We start from the raw sequence: 19,114 nt of genomic DNA, 5'->3' as shown, positions 1-19,114 counted from the left end.
TTCCTGCCACTTCAATCGCGTGATAAAAAAAGCTTTTAGCAGAGGCCGCGGCTTCAGCAGCAGAGGAACATCGGGTCAGCCTTCACTTAAGCGCAACCACAGGCAGATCGGTTATCCGGGTGGTATAGGCAGGCGACAGCATCTCGCGTTTCATCGACCAGGCTTTGTTGATCCCCTGCCCGGCAAACCACAGCTTCCCGCTACCGAGCTTGTTGACTGTGTCGATCAGCTTCATCAGCTCTTCGCTATTGCGGCGTGGCTGATGTTCGTCAAACAGATCAAACTGAGCCACGCCCTGGCTGAAAAAATCCCCCCAGCACGATGCCGGCCTTCATATAGCGATGTCCCTCAATCCAGATGTTATCCAGGCACGCCATTGCAACTCTGATGATGTCGCGTGTGTCCTGCGTCGGAATCAGCAGTTGCTCCATCGACTGATTGCCATAAAAGGGTTCGTCAGTCGCATGCGGACTGGTGCGTACAAATACCCCTACCTGACGACAATATTGATTCTCACGGCGCAGCTTCTCCGCCGCGCGCTCGGCATACGCGCAGACAGCCTCGCGCATCTGATCGTAGTCGGAGATACGGCTGCCAAATGAGCGCGAACACATGATTTGCTGTTTTACCGGCGTCACTGACTCCAGCTCCAGACAGGATTCGCCACGCAGCTCTCTGACAGTGCGCTCCAGCACGACGCTGAACTGTTTGCGGATGGCCTCGGTGCTTTGATCGGCCAGATCTTTCGCCGTCATGACGCCCATGGCGTTGAGCCGTTTGCCGATCCGATGACCCACGCCCCAGACTTCCGCCACATCAATCAGCGCCAGCAGCTTTTTTTGTCGTTCAGGGTTCGACAGGTCGACAATGCCGCCGGTTTTGCTCCACTTTTTGGCCGCAAAATTCGCCAGCTTGGCCAGCGTTTTGGTCTGTGCAATGCCGACGCCCACGGTCAGATGGGTCTCTTTGCCTATTCGTTCTCTGACCTGATGACCAAAGGTCTCCAGCGCCATACAGTTCTGCACGCCGGTGAGATCCATAAAGGCCTCGTCGATCGAGTAGATCTCCACCGACGGCGCCATCTCTTCCAGTATGGTCATCACCCGATGGCTCATGTCAGCGTAGAGCGCATAATTTGAGCTGAAAACCTGCACCGCGTGACGCGTTAGTTCTTCACGCATTTTAAAATAGGGCGCGCCCATTTTGATGCCGACTTTCTTTGCCTCGGCGCTGCGCGCAATCACGCAGCCGTCGTTGTTCGACAGCACTACTACCGGTTTACCTTTAAGGTCAGGCCGGAAAACGGTTTCACACGACGCGTAAAAGCAGTTCACATCGACCAGCGCGAACATGGTCAGTGGGTCGCTTTAATAACAAAGGTCACAACGCCAAACACTTCCAGCGCATCTTCGGTCTGGATAGCGATCGGTTTAAATTTGGTATTCATCGGCATCAGTTGCAGGCAGGGATGAAGCTGGAGACGTTTAACGGTGAATTCACCTTCCACCGCGGCGACCACAATATCGCCGTGTGAGGCGGTGAGTGAACTGTCGACCACCAGCATGTCACCATCATTGATGCCCGCCTCAATCATTGACTCGCCGCTGACACGGACAAAATAGGTGGCGCTGGGGTGCTGAACCATCAGCGCATTGAGATCAATGCGTTGTTCGACATAATCCTGCGCCGGGGATGGAAACCCGCACGGCACACGTTCGATATATAGTGGTAAAGGCATAACGGCACGAATGTCCGCAGGTTTAATGAATTCCATAATTTCGCTCCTTTTTCAGATTACTGTATATAAACACAGTAATAGCTAATCCCCCCTTTTAATCAAGTGACATGGAACATCTTTAAGCGAAAGGGTTGATGGTAATGCACTTTTTTTTAAACGTTTTTTCGCATTGCCGTCAGAGTAAGCGGAAACGGGTTACTTTCGCCGCACCGCCGGAATATCGTCGATTTCTTCTTACAGTAAAGAATCTTATAAATTCACCGGCTGATTATTTTTACTTAAGGAAAATCTGACAACGCTTCTCTGGCATTCGGAGAGGTTTGAATATTACGGGCGGGCTGGTTATTCTGCTTTTTTAAGCATGGAGGGGTTATGGCAGACGACGATCGAATCAAACATCTGGAAGAGGCAGTTGCGCAGTTAAGGGTTGAGACTACGGTATTAAAAGCGATACTCGGTCAGCAAATTGCGCTGAATAATCTCAATTACAAAGGGAAGTTTGACGATGTACTGGCGGCGCTGGCGAAAGAGTATGCCGAACGCGGTCTGGAAGAGGGCAATAACCAGGCTATCCATGATGCCCTGCGTCAGTATATTAAATATGAGCCACCCGCAATGGAATAAGCGGATTTTCCGGCAGCGTCCGATTGCCGGACTTTATCGGCTCCTGAACGCTGCCACCGCCCTGTCCTGCACCGCCTCCGCAGCAGCGTCAGACGATACCGGTTAGTGTTTAAACCTCGCTGTCACTCTCCAGCGCATCCTGAATCGCGTCGGCCAGATTAGCAACTTCATTCGCCACGGCCTGCAGATCCCAGGCGGTTTTTGAGCCGGTTGCAGAGGTGGAGGCGCTGACGGACTCCTTTGCCACTGACAGAGCAGCAGCCACGGCGACCGAACGTTTATGTTGTTCCTGAGTCATGCCCGCAGGCGGAATTGCGAAATAGTCGTGAACCATGATCATTTCCTTGTGATAAATAAGGGGTCAACCTTAGCCTTCTGCATCAGGCGTGGGAAGTGAATTATGCGGCATGGCCTGTCAGACGGCCAGGATTGCAGCAGCACAATCGCACCCGCCACTTTTCCAGCGCTGAAACCTGTACAACTTTGGCTGAAATCTGCGGAAAAAAGCGGTTTTAACGCGTTGATGTGTCGTCAGCACAATCCCCAGCCTGCTGGTCTGAAAATCGCACCCCTCTGAAAACCTCACCAACTCACTGTATTTATTCAATTAACCATCGAAAACCTCTTTTTTCACTTTAAACATGCTTTTTATATACACCACCGACCAGTTAAATTTTGTCAAATTTCATTGTACAACTTTGCGATTCTTGTATAACTTTGTCTCGTGATGTTAAATCACTTGTAACGAAAGGTGCTTTGCACCGCATCTGAAGGTGTTGTGGATTTCCACCTTCAGATGCATTTTTTTTTGCGTCAGCCGGTGACCGGATCTGAATCGACGCGTTCTTCCCCCAATTTCTTATGAGGCCTGACATGCAAACAACGATGAATACAGAGTCTCAGATTTCTGATTACTTCATGAACTCTGGCACAGCGCTGACCACTGAAAAACAGGTTATCGCCGCAGTCCATGCCGAACTCGCCCATGCGAAAACCCATGTCTCCGATAAAGACATTGTGCTGGGCCTGATTCACCGCCTGGAGAGTGAGCGTGACGTGGTTAAGCAGGATATCTACCGTCAGGCGCTTGAACATGTTCTGCAGCGCGCTTCGGCGACCAGCGACAGCTAAAAATCTGTGTCTGTTATGAGGGAACGCGAATTAGCATGGATGCTTTTCCCGTCCGGAATCAGCCCCTGTTATGGGGCTTTTTTTTATTTCTCCTGCTCTGAATCACTTGTCCCCTTCACACCGCTAAGATTGTCTGCCCCACCGGACCAGATATAGCTCCGGAAAACACCGTTTTCGCCATTTATTCAACCTGAAATTCCGGTTAATTGCTGTCGTTTCGCTTTATTTATCCGATATCTGTGTCCAGGCTTTTTCTGCATCCACTGCAAACACAGACGAGGAAAATAATCATGTTTCATCATTCATCAAAACTTCAATTCCCGGTTCGTGTAGAGAAACCCGATCCAGAATTTGCCATGCTGCTCCAGCAGGCCATCGGCGGCGTCGAAGGTGAGATTCGTGTAGCGATGCAATACTTTTTCCAGGCGATGGGCGCGCGCGGTGATGTGCGGATTCGTGATCTGCTGATCTCGACCGCTACCGAAGAGCTGAGCCATATCGAAATGCTGGGCTACGCCGTGGCGCTTAACCTTGAAGGCGCCCCGCTCTCTTACCAGGAAGCGTCAGCGAAAGATCCGGTAGTTAATGCAATTCTGGGTGGAATGAACCCGCGCCATATCCTCTCTTCCGGTCTGGCAGCGATGCCGGTTAACGCCAACGGCATGCCTTTTGATATGAGTCATATCTATGCGTCCGGCAACGTGGCGGCCGATATGCTGGCTAACGTCACCGCAGAAGCCACGGGCCGCGTACTGGCTACCCGCCTCTATAACATGACGGAAGACAAGGGCATGAAGGACTTCCTCTCCTTCCTGATCGCCCGTGACACTATGCACCAGCAGCAGTGGCTGGCGGTGATCGAAGAGATGGGCGGACTGAACGCGTCGCTGCCGATCCCGAACAGCTTCCCGCAGGAGCATGAGGCGCAGGAGCACTCTTACTACTGTCTGAATACCTCGCTGGATAAACCGCTGCCGGAAGGTCGCTGGAGCAGTGGCCCGGCTTACGATGGCCATGGTCAGTTCAGCGCGAAACAGCAGCCAGAGATTCTGGGTGATGAGCCGCTGCTCGGCAATGCGCGTCCCGGTTCGGGTGCGCAGTCAGAGCAGATTGACGGCATTACGTCACCGAAGCCTTAACTGACACCGGTTGTTTTACGCTAACGGATTTTTATGGAGGAATATTCATGTCATCGACTCAACGCCCGCAACCCCCTTTTGCCGAACAGCAACAAACGCCACCGGGTAAAACCGCGGCGATGCAGCCTCAGCCCGATCACGGCGAGCAGAGTTATCAGGGCTCCGGCCGCCTCACGGGGAAAAAAGCCATTATTACCGGTGGCGATTCCGGCATTGGCCGGGCTGTCGCCATTGCCTTTGCCCGGGAAGGGGCCGATGTCCTGATCTCCTATCTTGATGAACATGAGGATGCGCAGGATACCGCCCGGCTGGTTGAAGAAGCGGGACAGAAAGCGGTTCTGGTGCCTGGCGATATTACTGAGGCGTCACACTGCAACGCCCTGGTCGATAAAGCCGTCGAAGCCTTTGGTGAGATTAATATTCTGGTGAACAACGCGGCGTATCAGATGACGCGCGAATCGCTGGATGAGATCAGCGACGAAGAGTTTGACCGGACCATGAAGACCAACCTTTACGCGATTTTTTACATCACTAAAGCGGCAACACGGCATATGCCTGCTGGTGGATCGATCATTAATACGGCCTCGATCAATGCTGACCAGCCGAAACCGAAGCTGCTCGCCTACTCCGCCACCAAAGCCGCCATCGTTAATTTCTCTGGCGGCCTGGCAGCCTTACTGGCTGAAAAAGGTATCCGTGCCAATGCGGTCGCACCTGGCCCCATCTGGACGCCACTGATCCCGTCGACCATGCCGGTTGAACAGGTGAAGAACTTTGGCAGCGAAGTGCCGCTGCAGCGTGCCGGTCAGCCTGCAGAACTGGCTGCAACCTATGTGATGCTGGGCAGTGATGAAGCCAGCTACATTTCAGGAGCGACCATCGCCGTGACGGGCGGTGTGGCCATTATTTAACGTTCGCCGATTCCCTGGTCGCTTCGGCCAGGGGATTAGCTATCAGCTTCTGCGTTATCCCCCCACTGGTAGAGTTGTTCCCGCGCCAGATTCTTCATTTTCACTTCGCACATGATATCGAAATCCTGAAACGACAGTGCCCATGCATTCAGCGTCGGGTTAAAGAAGTAGTCAGAGTGCGCCCGCAGCTTGCTTTTGCTCACGCCCAGCTGCTGCTGATCGGGCCAGCCCTCCTGCGGAATCATCCCCTCCTGCGAAATCGAATAGTGCAGCACCGGCCGCACGCCGCGCCACGAATCGATCACTCTGGCAACACGCGCGTCATCCGGCTGAATAAACTCACTCTCTTTTACCCAGTGATGGTGAATATCCAGCACCACCGGACAGAGCGGCGCTGCCTGCAGCACGTCATCCAGCGAGCAGGAGATCTCATCATTCTCCACCGTCAGCATCCGCCGCGCTTCCGGGCTGAGCTGATTAAACGACCGTTTGAAACCGTCGAATCCCGCCTTGCCGTTCATATGAATGTTGATTTTAAAATCCTGGAAGGTCTTGCCATATCCCATCAGACAGGCGCAGAGCGTGTGATACTCCACATCCTCCAGCGCGCGCACCACCACATCGGGATTATCGGAGGCGAGCACGGTATATTGTCCTGGATGGAATGAGAGCCGGATGTGATGCGCCCGCGCCAGCTCGCCACAGCGGGCAAAGAGCGGATAGAGTTCGGGCAGAAATTCGGTGAACAGTGGCGTGGCCTCGGGAACCGTATAGAGCGGTAACAGATCGCTGCCAATACGCATCATCCTGAGTGGCTCAGGTAAGGTGGCCAGATGCTCAAGCGTCAGGTAGAGATTGTTGAGGTTAGTGACGGTAATCTCATAGATCAGCTGATGACGTTCATCGTGCGATAAACTCAGAAACCGTTTACGGGTGGTGGCGCGAAGCGGGAAAAACTGTTTGCCATCGCTGTTGAGATACTTACATGCAAAGCCTAATTTCATGTCTGCTCCTGATTTATGCTTATCAGAAGTGTAACAGGCCCCTGGCGACCAGCCAGTCGCGGGCCGCAGACTCAGGCTGAATAATTACAGGGAGACTCACTATGCAGGGCCATGAGATCCAGCGCATCGCCATTGAAGCGGCTGAGCGGCTGCCCGCCGCTGAATGCAGCTATCCATTCGGGCCGGAACATCAGGTCTATAAAGTGTGTGGAAAAGTGTTTTTACTGCTGACCGAACTACGGGGTGTGCCGATTATCACCCTGAAATGCGAACCGCAGCAGGCGGAGCTGCACCGGGTGATCTATCCCTCGATCACCGCCGGTTATCATATGAATAAACGTCACTGGATCACGGCCTATCCCGGTGACGACCTCTCGCCTGGCTTGATTCAGCAGCTGGTTGAGGATTCGTATCAGCGTGTGGTTAAGGGTATACCCGCCTCGCGCCGCCCGGCCTGGGTGGGATAAAACCCGTGGAGGGGATACGTGTGCACCGGAAAGAAAGTTTGCTTGATAGCAGGCAAGATAAATAGCAGGGCCAGCATTGTTCTGGCACCTGCCGTCATCTCTCAATCAAAGAGAGATCTGGGGATTTTCAACGCCACAGGCACGGGCATAGCGGGCGAGTGTTTCAACTGTGGCTTTATCTGCGCGACGCTCGGTGCGTGACACTGCCGACGGGCTGACACCGAGCGCCTCCGCGACCTGAGCGCTGGTCATTCCGGCGCTTTCCCGCCATTTGGCTAACTGCTCGCGCAAGTGCTCTGCCCGAACTTCTGCCTCGTAATGTTCGCGAACAGCCGGATCAGATAAAATTTCTTTGCGGGCCGTCGTCCACGCAACTGATTTCTTACTCATCGTTTAACATCTCCTCTAAACGGTGCGCCCGGCTATCCCACCGGATAAACTGAGCATAACCGCTCTGTACCCGCCCTGACCAGCGGGTCATCCGATCACGGCACTCAGTGGTGCAGCATCTCCTCCACGACCTGTGAGTTCATCATCTGGTAAGGGTAATAGGTCGGCCAGTTATCCATCTCCGCCAGCAGGGCTTGCTGAGAATCGTTGCCCATAAAGATATGGAAATGGGCAGATTTACGCGGCCCGATGGTGTGGTCGCTGAACTGCACATATTTGGGCGCTTTGCTGCCCGCGTCCTGGCATTCAAACAGGTAGCGCACCCCTTTTTTACCTGAGGTATAGGTCAGGATTTTGTGGCCCGCATACCGGTAGTGGCAGGCGCTGACCTGGTCGCCGATGTGGAACTCCATCACGCCATTTTCAATACCGATGGTATCGACGTCGGTGGCGTAGCCCTTGCGGTAATATGCTTTATACTCCTCTGCCGTTTTGCTGTGATCCTGCTGCGCTTTCTTCTGCCAGACCGGGTCCAGCACCCCGCTTTGCAGCAGCGGATAAACCGACTGCCACAGGCCATCCCAGTCAGCGAGCGGACGATCTTTCACATCGCTGTCAGCAAAAACCCCTTCTGCCGCTTTCTGCTCCAGGGCTGACAGCGGTTTTCCATGTGCATGCGTGCCGTGTGCCAGCGACGGCTGGCTGACTAACAGTGCGCCCAGTAGCCCAATCCATTTACCTGCATGATTCATCAAAGTCTGATACCCCGGTCAACGTTACAAAATGAAATGTTATGATATAACATTTCTAATTTCAACCGAAAGCGGCGAACGTCAGCATTAATTTTATTAATCGGTTAATGCCCTGCATCAGGCAATGAGCGCCTCCTGCGGCGGCAGATTCTGCATCCTCTGAAAGCACACTTTCCGTATAGCAGGCGCGGGCTGGCAAGCCGTTAAGCCAGACGGCACAAGGCATGAATAAGCGAAGCGATAATCCGGATTGAGAGATAAGTGCGCTTTTCTGGCGGACAAAAAAAGGCACAGTCGTCACAGTTAAATGCCCGGTTTAACCTCAGTATTGTTCAGGTTGTTCTATATTTAGTGTCGTCGAAAGTAAAATAACAGCTGGAGCATGAATTAATGTCGAAAGAAACAGAGAAGAAACCCCTGAGCGAGCGCGCCCCGACCACCGGTCCGGAATCCTCAGAGCCGGGTCTGGGTTCACTGGCACCAAAAGATGGTTCGCATCAGCCCCCCAGCCGAACCGACTCCGCCAGGCAAGCAGCCCACCGCCCCAGGCAGTCTGAAAGCGCCTCAGACGCACAACGCCAAACTTGACCAGCTTGAAGCCAGCCGCAAAAACGGCACCGACCGCGCCCTCACCACCAACCAGGGCACACGCATCGCCAACGATCAAAACTCACTGCGTGCCGGTTCGCGCGGTCCGACGCTGCTAGAAGACTTTATTATGCGTGAGAAAATCACGCACTTTGACCATGAGCGTATCCCGGAACGTATTGTTCATGCCCGTGGCTCAGCCGCACATGGCTATTTTCAGCCTTACCGCTCCCTGAAAGATTTGACCAAAGCGCAGTTCCTCAGCGATCCCGAGCAGACCACGCCGGTTTTCGTGCGTTTCTCTACAGTTCAGGGCGGTGCCGGATCGGCTGATACCGTGCGTGACATTCGCGGTTTCGCCGCCAAGTTCTACACCGAAGAGGGTGTCTTTGACTTGGTGGGCAACAACACGCCGGTGTTCTTTATTCAGGATGCGCATAAATTCCCTGACTTTGTGCATGCCGTTAAGCCGGAACCGCATAACGAAATCCCGCAGGGCCAGAGCGCCCATGACACCTTCTGGGATTACGTCTCTCTGCAGCCGGAAACCATGCACAACGTTATCTGGGCGATGTCTGATCGGGGTATTCCGCGCAGCTATCGCACCATGGAAGGTTTTGGTATTCACACCTTCCGCCTGATTAACGCTGAAGGTAAAGCGACCTTTGTCCGTTTCCACTGGAAGCCGGTGGCCGGTAAAGCGTCGCTGCTGTGGGACGAGTCGCAGAAACTGACCGGTCGCGATCCCGATTTCCATCGCCGCGATCTGTGGGAAGCGATTGAAGCGGGTGATTTCCCGGAATATGAACTGGGCCTGCAACTGATCCCGGAAGAGGATGAGTTCAAATTTGACTTCGATATTCTGGATGCAACCAAGCTGATCCCGGAAGCGCTGGTGCCGGTTGAGATTGTCGGCAAGATGGTACTTAACCGTAACCCGGACAACTTCTTTGCTGAAACCGAGCAGGTGGCGTTCCACCCGGGCCATATCGTGCCGGGCCTCGATTTCTCCAACGATCCGCTGTTACAGGGTCGTCTGTTCTCCTATACCGATACGCAGATCAGTCGTCTGGGCGGACCGAACTTCCATGAGATCCCGATCAACCGTCCGACCTGCCCGTACCATAACTTCCAGCGTCAGGGCATGCATCGTCAGGATATCGACACCAATCCGGCGAACTACGAGCCGAACTCGATCAACGATAACTGGCCGCGTGAAACTCCACCTGCTGCAGAAGGCGGCGGCTTCGAGAGCTATCAGGAGCGGATTGAGGGCCATAAAGTGCGCGAGCGCAGCCCCTCATTTGGTGAGTACTATGCGCAGCCGCGCCTGTTCTGGCTGAGCCAGACTGAAGTCGAGCAGCAGCACATCATTGGTGCCTACTCGTTTGAACTGAGTAAAGTGGCGCGTGCTTATATCCGTGAGCGTGTGGTAGATCATCTGGCACGCATCGATACTAAACTGGCGCAGGGCGTAGCGGATAACCTGGGACTCGCTCTGACGGATGAGCAGCTCAACATTCAGCCGCCTGCGCCGGTGAATGGCCTGACTAAAGATGACAGCCTGAGCCTCTACGCCATTCCGGATGGCGAGATCAAAGGTCGCCAGGTCGCACTGCTGCTCAGCGATGGTGTGAAGGCGGCTGATGTGCTGGCGATTTTGCAGGCGCTGAAAGCGGTGGGTGTTCACGCCAAACTGCTGGCTCCGCATATGGGCCAGGTGCGCGCCGATGACGGTTCAGTGCTGCCGGTCGATGCGACGTTCGCCGGTCTGCCCTCTCTGACCTTTGATGCGGTGATGGTGCCGGATGGCAATATCGATGCCCTGCTGCTGAGCGGCGATGCCCGTTACTTCCTGCTGGAAGCCTACAAGCACCTCAAGGTGATTGGTCTGGTGGGGGAAGCGCGCCGCTTTAAAGCGCAGTTCGGTCTGGAAGATGCGGATCAGGAAGAAGGTATTGTGCAGGGCGACTCGGCGGAGAGCGCGCTGATGTCTGAGTTCACTCAGGCGATGAAAGCGCACCGCGTCTGGTCGCGCAGCCAGAAGGCACAGTCCGTCCCGGCCTGATGTCAGCGGCACGATGCCGCATGCCGCGTCACAAAATAAAAAACCGCCCTTGGGGCGGTTTTTTTTATCAGAAGGTCTGCCAGTTATCGTTGTCCGCCAGGCGGGCAGGCTGAAGTTTTGGCACGGCAAGGGCTTTCGCCACCGGCGCAGCAGAGAACGCCACCTGCAGAGTGCCGGTTTTGAATACCGATACCGTTTTACGCAGGTAGCTCGCCTGCTCTTCCAGTGAGGCGGCGGCAGTCGCGGACTCCTCCACCAGCGCGGCGTTCTGCTGCGTCACACCATCCATTTCCGAGACCGCTTTGCAGACCTGCTCAATGCCACGGGTCTGTTCAGTCGAGGAGGCCGCAATCTCTTCGATCAGCTGCGTGACACGACTCACCGACGTCACGATGCTCTCCATCGCGACGCCCGCCTGAGAAGCATGACCGGCACCGGTTTTAATTCGCTCGGCTGAGCGGTCGATCAGTCCCCGGATCTCCTGGGCGGCGCTGGCGCTGCGTCCGGCCAGCGAGCGCACTTCACCCGCTACCACTGCAAATCCACGACCCTGTTCACCGGCACGCGCGGCTTCAACGGCGGCGTTCAGCGCCAGAATATTGGTCTGGAAGGCAATACTGTCGATAATGGCGATGATACCGGCAATCTGATTCGAGCTTTCGCTGATCTGATCCATATTGGCGATGACCCGGGCGACAGTCTCACCGCCCTGCATGGCCGTGGCTGAAGCCTCTTTCGCTACCGTGGTCGCCTGCTGCGCATTGTCTGCATTGAGTTTCACCGTTGAGGTGAGCTGCTCCATACTGGCTGCGGTCTGTTCCAGCGCGGCAGCCTGCTGTTCGGTACGGGAAGAGAGATCGGTGCTGCCCGCAGAGATTTCCGCTGCACCGGTAAAGATAGAGCGGGTGGCGTCATCGACCGAGGTAATGGTCACCACCAGCGCATCGCGCATCTGCTGCAGTTCCTGAATCAGCAGACCCATCTCATTGCGGCCTTCATGCTGAATATCGGAGGTCAGATCGCCGCCTGAAATGGCGCGCATATGGTCGGTCAGCCTGCCCAGTGGGCCAATCAGCAATTTCTGCAGCCCAATCCAGACCGCGACCCCAATCACGCCGGTGATCAGGCCAATAGTCAGCAGCGCCCAGAGCGCATCCGTCAGGCTACGCTGGTTATGCTCCGAGGACGCTTTCATCAGCTGGATGTTCACTGCACGCCAGGCCTCATAGGCACTGTCGAGCTGGTCCTGCGCCGCCTGTGCTTCAAGGTTGCCGTAGCCCGCGTAGTTGCCCTGCTTCAGAAAGGTAATGGAGGCCAGCATGGTGTCACGCATCTGCTGGTAGGCGGTCTGCACCTGCGTCGCCTGGGCTTCACCCTGGCCCTCTTTGCGCGGCAGCGCCTGCCAGGCTTTGAAGTCCGCATCGGCAGCAGCAGCAGACTTTCCAGCCTGCTCCAGCAGCGCAGCCATGGCTGCCAGTGATTTTGGATCCTGCTGATTTTTCAGGAAACGGATTGCCACGCGGTTGATGGTGACGCGGGTTTTGATCAGGGTTTTTACCGCGTCACTCAGGTGCTGCTGCTGCAGCGTAAGCTGCTCTGCCGCCACGAAGTTTTTGTCGGCTTTTGAGACGCCGTTATAGAACAGAAATCCGGTCAGGGTCAGTAACGTCACAAAGACCACCAGAACAGCAGCGATACCGTGAGTGATTTTAAGATTTTTAAGCATGTCCGCAGGCTCATATCAGAGGAGATAAAGCTGTTATCGGCCAGCGCGGCGTTTATCTGAGTGTTGCACCAGAGAAGGTAACAATCCGCAGGATGGAGGGTGCTGTCAGCGCGCCGTTACGCAAAAAAAGCGGTGCGGCTCAGCCTGAACGCATTCGGCGCTTAACAACCGTCCCCGTGCTGTGGTTGAATTCGCCCCTTATCTTTTTTGCACGTGGTTATCATGCATTACATTCAGAGTCTGATGAGTTTTATTGAGGGAAACAGGGTACTGTCGATCAGCTTCAGCCTGTTGCTGCTGATTATGGCCGGGATGGTCACTCACCTGATCTGCAAATTTTTCATCGTCAAAGTGATCAGGAAGGTCTTTTTCAGCAGCCACAAAAAAGGGCGTGCCGCTGGATAAAGATGTCCGCCTCTCTCAGAAGCTGTCAAATTTTGTGCCGGTGATTGTGGTCTACAATTTCCTGCAGTTTATGCCGGGCCTGCCTGAAAATCTGAAAGTGGCGATTCAGACCATCTGCGGCATCCTGTTTTTTGTCTATCTGTCGATCTTCTTCAACGAAGTGCTGGAGATTGTTAACAACTCCTATTCGCGCAAATCAAAACGCAAGAATCACTCGATCAAAGGCTATATCCAGATCGGCAAAATTCTGGTGCATATTATCGCCGCGATCATGATTCTGGCGATTATGTCCAACAAGTCGCCGGCGATTATCATCTCCTCGCTGGGTGCGGTCGCCGCGGTGCTGATGCTGATTTTCCAGCATACGCTGCTGTCGCTGGTGGCGAATATTCAGCTCTCCTCTAACGATGTGCTGCAACTGGGCGACTGGATTGAGATGCCGGACAGAAATATCAGTGGTGAAGTGATCGATATTGCTCTGCATACCATCACCATCCGCAACTGGGACAACACCATTTCGCGCATCCCGACCAAGAACTTCCTGACCGAGACCTACACCAACTGGCAGGCGATGTTCTCCTCGGGCGCACGCCGCATCATGCGCAGCTTTTATCTTGATCAGAAGTCGATCACCTTTGTGAATCAGGAGATGCTGCAGGCGATGAGCCAGATCCGCCTCGCTGGCGAATCGATCACTGAGCTGCTGGATGGACGTGATATCAATGCCGTGGGCGACCGCTGGTTTATGGAGAACGGTATCACCAATCTGATGGTGTTCCGTAAATACCTGACCGCCTGGCTGGCGCAGCGTGACGACATTCAGAAAGAGATGTATATCGTGGTGCGACCGCTGAAACCGTCGCCGGATGGATTGCCGGTGGAGATTTACTGCTTCACCTCCTCTATTTTCTGGGCCGATTATGAAAATACTCAGGCAGCGATCTTTGAGTATATCTACGCGATGGCCCGCCACTTTGAGCTGCAGATTTATCAGCATCCGGCAGGATCCGATTTTGCCCGTCTGGCTCAGCCGCGCCCCGACAGCCGGGATGCACAGCAGAGCGGCGGGCAGTAACCAGAATACGCGGTGGCGATCTGCCGCCGCCGTGATTCACGTTTGCTCAGCGCATTAACTTTTACTCAGCGCATAGTTCAGCACTTTGTCATTTTTCATCTGCACGGTCAGCGTCTGCCCTTCGGTGGTATTCAGGGTGCGCGCCTCGCTGTAGGTCCACTTCAGCAACCGCTGCCCGTCCGGGTAAGGTGTTTCACTGTCAGGCTGACCAAACAGCGCGATCAGCTGGGCTTTGGTCGTCTGACCGGCATGAATTTGCTGCAGATTACTGCTGTCCAGCTTGTGTCCGACCCGGTTAGAACAGGCGGAGACCAGCAACAACAACGCGGCTAACAGAACTCTTTTCCTCACGTAACATCCTTCTGAAGTGTTCAGCGCCGCAGGTCATCCGGAGCGACCTGCGCCATCGCGCATTAGCTTATAGCGAATCGGCGCCATCCGGCAGGCTTTTCTGCGCCTGGTTCCTGCTTTCGCCCCGCCGGATGCAGATTCACAGCAATTAACGCAAATTAATGCCTCTCCACCTCCCGCCGCCCTGCGATTGCAACATCTTAGTCTATGATTACTCTCTGTATGCCGCGTGGAAGCGGTCTCACGGCCCGTTTTCCGCCACACCACGCTGAATACCAGTCCGGCTTTCTGACTGAAGAGACGCGCCAGCCCACCTGGCCTCCTGGTCTCGCTGATAGCTTTAAGATTTTTTGACGCTTGCGTCATCGACATCCTTTTCGTGCGGTGGCCACCATCGCGCATTTCCAGGCTAAATGAGGCAACTGAATGGAATCCAAATCTTTTTTTAAAAGTTGGGGCGCTGAACGGGTTGCCAGCGACGAGGTGCGTTTCCGCCTCTGGGCAACCGGTCAGCAACGCGTGACGCTGCGGCTCTCCGGTAAAGACATTGAGATGACGCCGCAGGCTGACGGCTGGTTTGAAACTCAGGTCGCTGGTGTGGCAGCCAATGCCGAATATGATTATGTGCTGGCCGATGGTACAGCGGTGCCCGATCCCGCCGCCCGCGCTCAGAAAGCAGAGGTCAATGGCCCGTCGCTGGTGATCGATCCTGACGCTTATCAGTGGCAGAACACGAGCTGGAAGGGTCGTCCATGGCAGGAGTCGGTGGTCTATGAACTGCACATCGGCACCTTTACGCCTGAGGGCACCTTCCGGGCGGCGATTGAGAAGCTGCCAACGCTGGCTGAAACCGGCATTACCATGATTGAAGTGCTGCCAGTGTCGCAGTTCGGCGGTAATCGCGGCTGGGGCTACGATGGCGTGCTGCTCTATGCACCGCATGCCGCCTACGGCACACCCGATGATTTTAAAGCCTTTATTGACGCAGCACACGGCCACGGTCTGTCGGTAGTGCTGGATATCGTGCTGAACCACTTCGGCCCGGAGGGCAACTATCTGCCGCTGCTCTCACCAGACTTCTTCCACAAAGAGCGCCAGACGCCGTGGGGCGCCGGTATCGCCTATGACGTTGATGCGGTGCGCCGCTATATCGTGGAAGCGCCGCTCTACTGGCTGCAGGAGTTTAATCTGGATGGCCTGCGCTTTGACGCCATCGATCAGATTGACGATCCCAGCGACAAGCATGTGCTGATTGACATTGCTGAGCGCATCCGCGCCACGATTACCGATCGCCCTATTCATCTGACCACCGAAGATTGCCGTAACGTCACCTTCCTGCATCCGCGTGACGAAAACGGGGACGCTCCGCTGTTTACTGGCGAATGGAACGATGACTTCCACAACGCCGTGCATGTGCTGGCAACCGGTGAAAGCCACGCCTATTACCAGGATTTTGCCGACCAGCCGGAACAGCGGGTAGCGCGGGCGCTGGCAGAAGGCTTTGTCTATCAGGGTGAAGTCTCGCCGCAGTCGGGCGAGCCACGCGGCGTGAAAAGCAGCAGCCAGCCGCCGGTCGCCTTTGTCGACTTCATCCAGAACCATGACCAGACGGGCAACCGTGCGCAGGGCGAAAGGCTCATCAGCCTGGCCGGCGCAGAGCGCACCCAGGTGCTGCTGGCGATGTTACTGGTCTCGCCTCATATTCCGCTGCTGTTTATGGGTGAAGAGTATGGCGAAACCCGGCCGTTCCTGTTCTTCACCGATTTCCACGGCGATCTGGCCAAAGCGGTGCGTGAAGGTCGCGCCAGAGAGTTTGAAGGCCATGCCGGTCACGGCGAAACTGTGCCGGATCCCAACGATGTCACCACCTTTGAACAGTCGAAGCTTAACTGGCAGCGAACAGAAACGCCGGAAGGTCAGCAGTGGCTGGCGCTGACGCGTCAGCTGCTGGCCCTGCGTCAGCAACATATCGTGCCGCTGCTGCAGACCGCCGGTGGCGATGCCGGTCAGGTGGTGAAAACGGCGGAAGGTTTCCTCGCGGTGCGCTGGGACTTCCCGCAGGGCACGCTGTCACTGGCGCTGAACGTCGGTGACAGCACACAGCCGATCCCCGATCTGCCCGGCGAAACGCTGTTTGCCTGGCCGCAGGCCGCCAGCGAACTGATTCCCAACGCTATCGTGGTTCGCCTGGCTAAGAGAGAAGCAGAATGAATATTCCAACCGCAACGTACCGCATTCAGTTCCGCAACGGCATGACGTTTGACCGTGCGGCGGCGCTGGTGCCCTACCTGAAACAGCTGGGTATCAGCCATCTTTACGCGTCACCGATCTTCAGCGCTACTGCTGAATCGACCCACGGCTATGACGTGACCGACGTTAACCAGATCGAGCCGTCGATTGGCGGCCGTGAAGGATTTGATCGCATGGCTGCTGCGCTGAAAGCGGCCGGGCTGGGGCTGATCCTCGACATCGTGCCCAACCATATGGCCGCCTCGCTGGAGAACCCGTGGTGGCGCGACGTCATTGAGCATGGCGAACAGAGCCGCTATGCGCATTACTTCGATATCGACTGGTCACGCCGCCTGACGCTGCCGTTCCTCGGTGACACCTTTGAGGCGGTGCTGGCCAACGGCGAGATCAGCGTGAAGCGCGATCCGCAGACCGGCAAACCGGCGCTGGCCTACTTCGACAATTTCTATCCGCTGGCACCTGAGACCTGGCAGGATCGGGAAGAAGCGGTACTCGCCCTCCGCGACGCGGCGGAGATTGCTGAACTGCATGACCAGCAGCCGTGGCGGCTGATGTCGTGGCGCGATGCGCCCAACGATCTCTCCTACCGTCGCTTCTTTGAAGTCACCGGTCTGGCAGGCGTGCGCGTGGAAGACAAAACGGTCTTCGATGCCGCGCATCAGCTGATCCTGGAGCTGGTTCACAGCGGTGCGGTGCAGGGCCTACGCGTCGACCACGTGGATGGCCTGGCCGATCCGCACGGCTATCTGGAACAGTTACGCCAGGCTGCCGGTCCCGACTGCTATCTCACCGTGGAGAAAATCCTGGGTGACAATGAACAGCTGCCTGATGCATGGCCGGTTTCCGGCACCACCGGATATGAATTTATGGCCGCACTCGCCAATCTGCTGGTCGACAGCGATCAGCTGAGCGGACTGCGCAAAGCGTATCAGGCCGTCATCGGTAAAACCGTTGATATGAAAGCGGAGCTACGCGCCGCCAAACTGCTGATGGCAAACCGCAATTTTGCCGGTGAATTTAACCGGTTACTGCAGCTGGCACTGAAGATTGCCGACGCAGAAGGCACGCCACAGCCGGAGGCGGAACTGAAGAATGCGCTGCGTGAACTGCTGGTGGCGTTCCCGGTCTATCGCACCTACGGTACGCCGCAGGGCCTGACGCCAGCCGACACCGCGCTGTTGCAACAGGTGGTCAGCGAGGTCAAAGCCAGTGCCCATGCGCCCGACAGTCAGGCGCTTGATTTCCTGACCCATATTCTGCGCGCAGAGGTTGCCGACTCCGCTCGCGACGATGCCACGCAATTCCGCACCCGCTTCCAGCAGCTGACCGGACCGCTGATGGCGAAATCGGTGGAAGATACCCTCTTCTTCCGTCAGCACATGGCGCTGGCGCTGAATGAAGTCGGCGCTGAACCGCTGGCGCGCCACTTCTCGCTGGATCAGTTTCACGCTGAAATGCAGGCGCGGCGCGAACATCAACCCGATGCGCTGTCGGGCACCTCCACGCACGACACCAAGCGCGGTGAAGATGCGCGTGCGCGACTCTATACCCTTACCGAAGCGCCGCAACGCTGGGCGGAATGCGTCAACCGCTGGCGGGAGATGAACCACGATCAGGTCGTACGCCTGAAAGATGGTCCGGCACCCGAACCGGCCGTGGAGTGGATGCTGTATGAAGCGCTGGCGGGCGTCTGGCCAACCACCCTGCAGCCGCAGGATGCGGAAGGTCTGGCGGCGCTGGAAGCCCGCTTTGTGGTCTATGTGGAAAAAGCGCTGCGTGAAGCCAAGCTGCGTACCGACTGGGCCGACAACAACGACGCCTATGAGGAGGCAGTGCTGGACTATGCCCGTCACCTGCTTGCGCCCGCCAACAGCACCTTCCTCAGTGACTTCTGCCAGTCGCTGCAACCCTTTATGCGTGCCGGTCTGGTTAACAGCCTGACCCAGACTGTGGTGAAGCTTACGGCGCCTGGCGTACCCGATATTTATCAGGGCAGCGAGGCACTGGACTTCAGCCTGGTCGATCCGGATAACCGCCGCGAACCCGATTTCGACGCGCTGGCGGCGATGCTTAACGCGCCACAGCACGACGGCAGCGAGGCGCACTGGCTGCGTGGTCAGGTCAATCAGCAGGCGATTGTGACGCTGCTGACGCTGCGTCAGCAGCAGCCTGCCCTGTTCCGCCACGGTGACTATCTGGCACTGTCGGCAGAGGGCGAGCAGCAGAATAATGTGCTGGCCTTTGCCCGCACCAAACAGGATCAGGCGGTGATAGTGGTTGTGTCACGCCGGGTCTTTAACCAGCTTCCGGAGAATCTCGACCAGCCGCCCGCTGCGCGCTGGGCTGACACGGTCATTGCGCTGCCCACCGTACTGAGCCAGCGCCGCTACCAGGATGTGCTGACCGGTAAAACGGTGGCTGCGGGCGACCAGTTGCCGCTTACCGGGCTGGCATCGCAGTGGTGTGCCGTGCTGGTGGCACAGTGAATTCCGGAA

The 19,114-nt window shown here is 56.1% G+C and carries 15 protein-coding genes and 3 pseudogenes; 9 read left to right on the top strand and 9 right to left on the bottom strand.

The window, feature by feature from the left end; translation table 11 throughout:
* Positions 1-82 precede the first annotated feature (82 nt).
* Together umuC and umuD are read right to left on the bottom strand one after the other, a co-directional pair.
* Positions 83-1,352: pseudogene (gene umuC, locus JNO11_RS08680) on the bottom strand (translesion error-prone DNA polymerase V subunit UmuC).
* Positions 1,353-1,354: 2 nt separating this feature from the next.
* The gene (gene umuD, locus JNO11_RS08675; RefSeq protein ID WP_010245460.1) at positions 1,355-1,774 is read right to left on the bottom strand and encodes a translesion error-prone DNA polymerase V autoproteolytic subunit; all 420 of its coding nucleotides are present in this window, start codon (positions 1,772-1,774) and stop codon (positions 1,355-1,357) included.
* A gap of 336 nt (positions 1,775-2,110) precedes the next feature.
* On the opposite strand from umuD, the gene JNO11_RS08670 reads away from it, so the two are divergent.
* The gene (locus tag JNO11_RS08670; RefSeq protein WP_010670062.1) at positions 2,111-2,362 is read left to right on the top strand and encodes a hypothetical protein; all 252 of its coding nucleotides are present in this window, start codon (positions 2,111-2,113) and stop codon (positions 2,360-2,362) included.
* Between the two features lie 109 nt (positions 2,363-2,471).
* Here JNO11_RS08670 and JNO11_RS08665 read toward each other — a convergent pair whose 3' ends face one another.
* Positions 2,472-2,696: a hypothetical protein gene (locus JNO11_RS08665; RefSeq protein WP_010245468.1), complete on the bottom strand. Its 225-nt coding sequence runs from the start codon at positions 2,694-2,696 to the stop codon at positions 2,472-2,474.
* A gap of 539 nt (positions 2,697-3,235) precedes the next feature.
* Here JNO11_RS08665 and JNO11_RS08660 point away from each other — a divergent pair.
* The 3 genes from JNO11_RS08660 to JNO11_RS08650 all read left to right on the top strand — a co-directional run bounded on the left by JNO11_RS08660 (position 3,236) and on the right by JNO11_RS08650 (position 5,543).
* The gene (locus JNO11_RS08660) at positions 3,236-3,493 is read left to right on the top strand and encodes a biofilm development regulator YmgB/AriR family protein (protein ID WP_022625723.1); all 258 of its coding nucleotides are present in this window, start codon (positions 3,236-3,238) and stop codon (positions 3,491-3,493) included.
* 290 nt (positions 3,494-3,783) lie between these two features.
* On the top strand, positions 3,784-4,632 hold the full coding sequence (locus JNO11_RS08655; protein ID WP_010670061.1) for a manganese catalase family protein: 849 nt from the start codon (positions 3,784-3,786) through the stop codon (positions 4,630-4,632).
* 47 nt (positions 4,633-4,679) lie between these two features.
* The gene (locus JNO11_RS08650) at positions 4,680-5,543 is read left to right on the top strand and encodes a glucose 1-dehydrogenase (protein ID WP_325177185.1); all 864 of its coding nucleotides are present in this window, start codon (positions 4,680-4,682) and stop codon (positions 5,541-5,543) included.
* Positions 5,544-5,578: 35 nt separating this feature from the next.
* Here JNO11_RS08650 and JNO11_RS08645 read toward each other — a convergent pair whose 3' ends face one another.
* Positions 5,579-6,547, bottom strand: coding sequence for a UV damage endonuclease UvsE (locus JNO11_RS08645; RefSeq protein ID WP_325177184.1), 969 nt, complete (start codon positions 6,545-6,547; stop codon positions 5,579-5,581).
* A 101-nt stretch (positions 6,548-6,648) separates the two neighbouring features.
* Between JNO11_RS08645 and JNO11_RS08640 the strand changes: the two genes are divergently transcribed.
* The gene (locus JNO11_RS08640) at positions 6,649-7,014 is read left to right on the top strand and encodes an MmcQ/YjbR family DNA-binding protein (RefSeq protein ID WP_010245482.1); all 366 of its coding nucleotides are present in this window, start codon (positions 6,649-6,651) and stop codon (positions 7,012-7,014) included.
* Between the two features lie 105 nt (positions 7,015-7,119).
* Here JNO11_RS08640 and JNO11_RS08635 read toward each other — a convergent pair whose 3' ends face one another.
* Positions 7,120-7,404: a helix-turn-helix transcriptional regulator gene (locus JNO11_RS08635; protein ID WP_010245485.1), complete on the bottom strand. Its 285-nt coding sequence runs from the start codon at positions 7,402-7,404 to the stop codon at positions 7,120-7,122.
* 104 nt (positions 7,405-7,508) lie between these two features.
* The gene (gene zinT, locus JNO11_RS08630) at positions 7,509-8,156 is read right to left on the bottom strand and encodes a metal-binding protein ZinT (RefSeq protein WP_325177659.1); all 648 of its coding nucleotides are present in this window, start codon (positions 8,154-8,156) and stop codon (positions 7,509-7,511) included.
* Positions 8,157-8,546: 390 nt separating this feature from the next.
* On the opposite strand from zinT, the pseudogene katE reads away from it, so the two are divergent.
* Positions 8,547-10,812 (top strand): annotated as a pseudogene (gene katE, locus JNO11_RS08625) (catalase HPII).
* Positions 10,813-10,879: 67 nt separating this feature from the next.
* On the opposite strand, the gene JNO11_RS08620 reads toward katE, so the two are convergent.
* Both JNO11_RS08620 and JNO11_RS08615 read right to left on the bottom strand, forming a co-directional pair.
* Entirely contained in the window at positions 10,880-12,538 is a 1,659-nt protein-coding gene (locus JNO11_RS08620; protein WP_325177183.1) for a methyl-accepting chemotaxis protein, read from the bottom strand.
* 198 nt (positions 12,539-12,736) lie between these two features.
* Positions 12,737-12,919 carry a hypothetical protein gene (locus tag JNO11_RS08615; RefSeq protein ID WP_325177689.1) on the bottom strand — a complete coding sequence of 61 codons (183 nt, stop codon included), beginning with the start codon at positions 12,917-12,919 and terminating at the stop codon, positions 12,737-12,739.
* On the opposite strand from JNO11_RS08615, the pseudogene JNO11_RS08610 reads away from it, so the two are divergent.
* Positions 12,842-14,018: pseudogene (locus JNO11_RS08610) on the top strand (mechanosensitive ion channel domain-containing protein). The gene JNO11_RS08615 and the pseudogene JNO11_RS08610 sit on opposite strands and share 78 nt — an antisense overlap.
* A 54-nt stretch (positions 14,019-14,072) precedes the next feature.
* Here JNO11_RS08610 and JNO11_RS08605 read toward each other — a convergent pair.
* A complete protein-coding gene (locus tag JNO11_RS08605) occupies positions 14,073-14,369 on the bottom strand; it encodes a hypothetical protein (protein WP_033771662.1) in 297 nt (98 codons plus the stop codon).
* Between the two features lie 426 nt (positions 14,370-14,795).
* On the opposite strand from JNO11_RS08605, the gene treZ reads away from it, so the two are divergent.
* Complete coding sequence (treZ, locus tag JNO11_RS08600; protein WP_187507619.1) at positions 14,796-16,580, top strand: malto-oligosyltrehalose trehalohydrolase; 1,785 nt, start codon at positions 14,796-14,798, stop codon at positions 16,578-16,580.
* Entirely contained in the window at positions 16,577-19,105 is a 2,529-nt protein-coding gene (gene treY, locus JNO11_RS08595) for a malto-oligosyltrehalose synthase (RefSeq protein WP_325177182.1), read from the top strand. The genes treZ and treY overlap by 4 nt, the downstream gene beginning before the upstream one ends.
* Positions 19,106-19,114 lie beyond the last annotated feature (9 nt).

The sequence above is a fragment of the Pantoea sp. 1B4 genome (genome assembly GCF_016925765.1).
Lineage (GTDB): Bacteria > Pseudomonadota > Gammaproteobacteria > Enterobacterales > Enterobacteriaceae > Pantoea > Pantoea agglomerans.
This window is presented reverse-complemented; position numbering and strand designations above follow the sequence as displayed.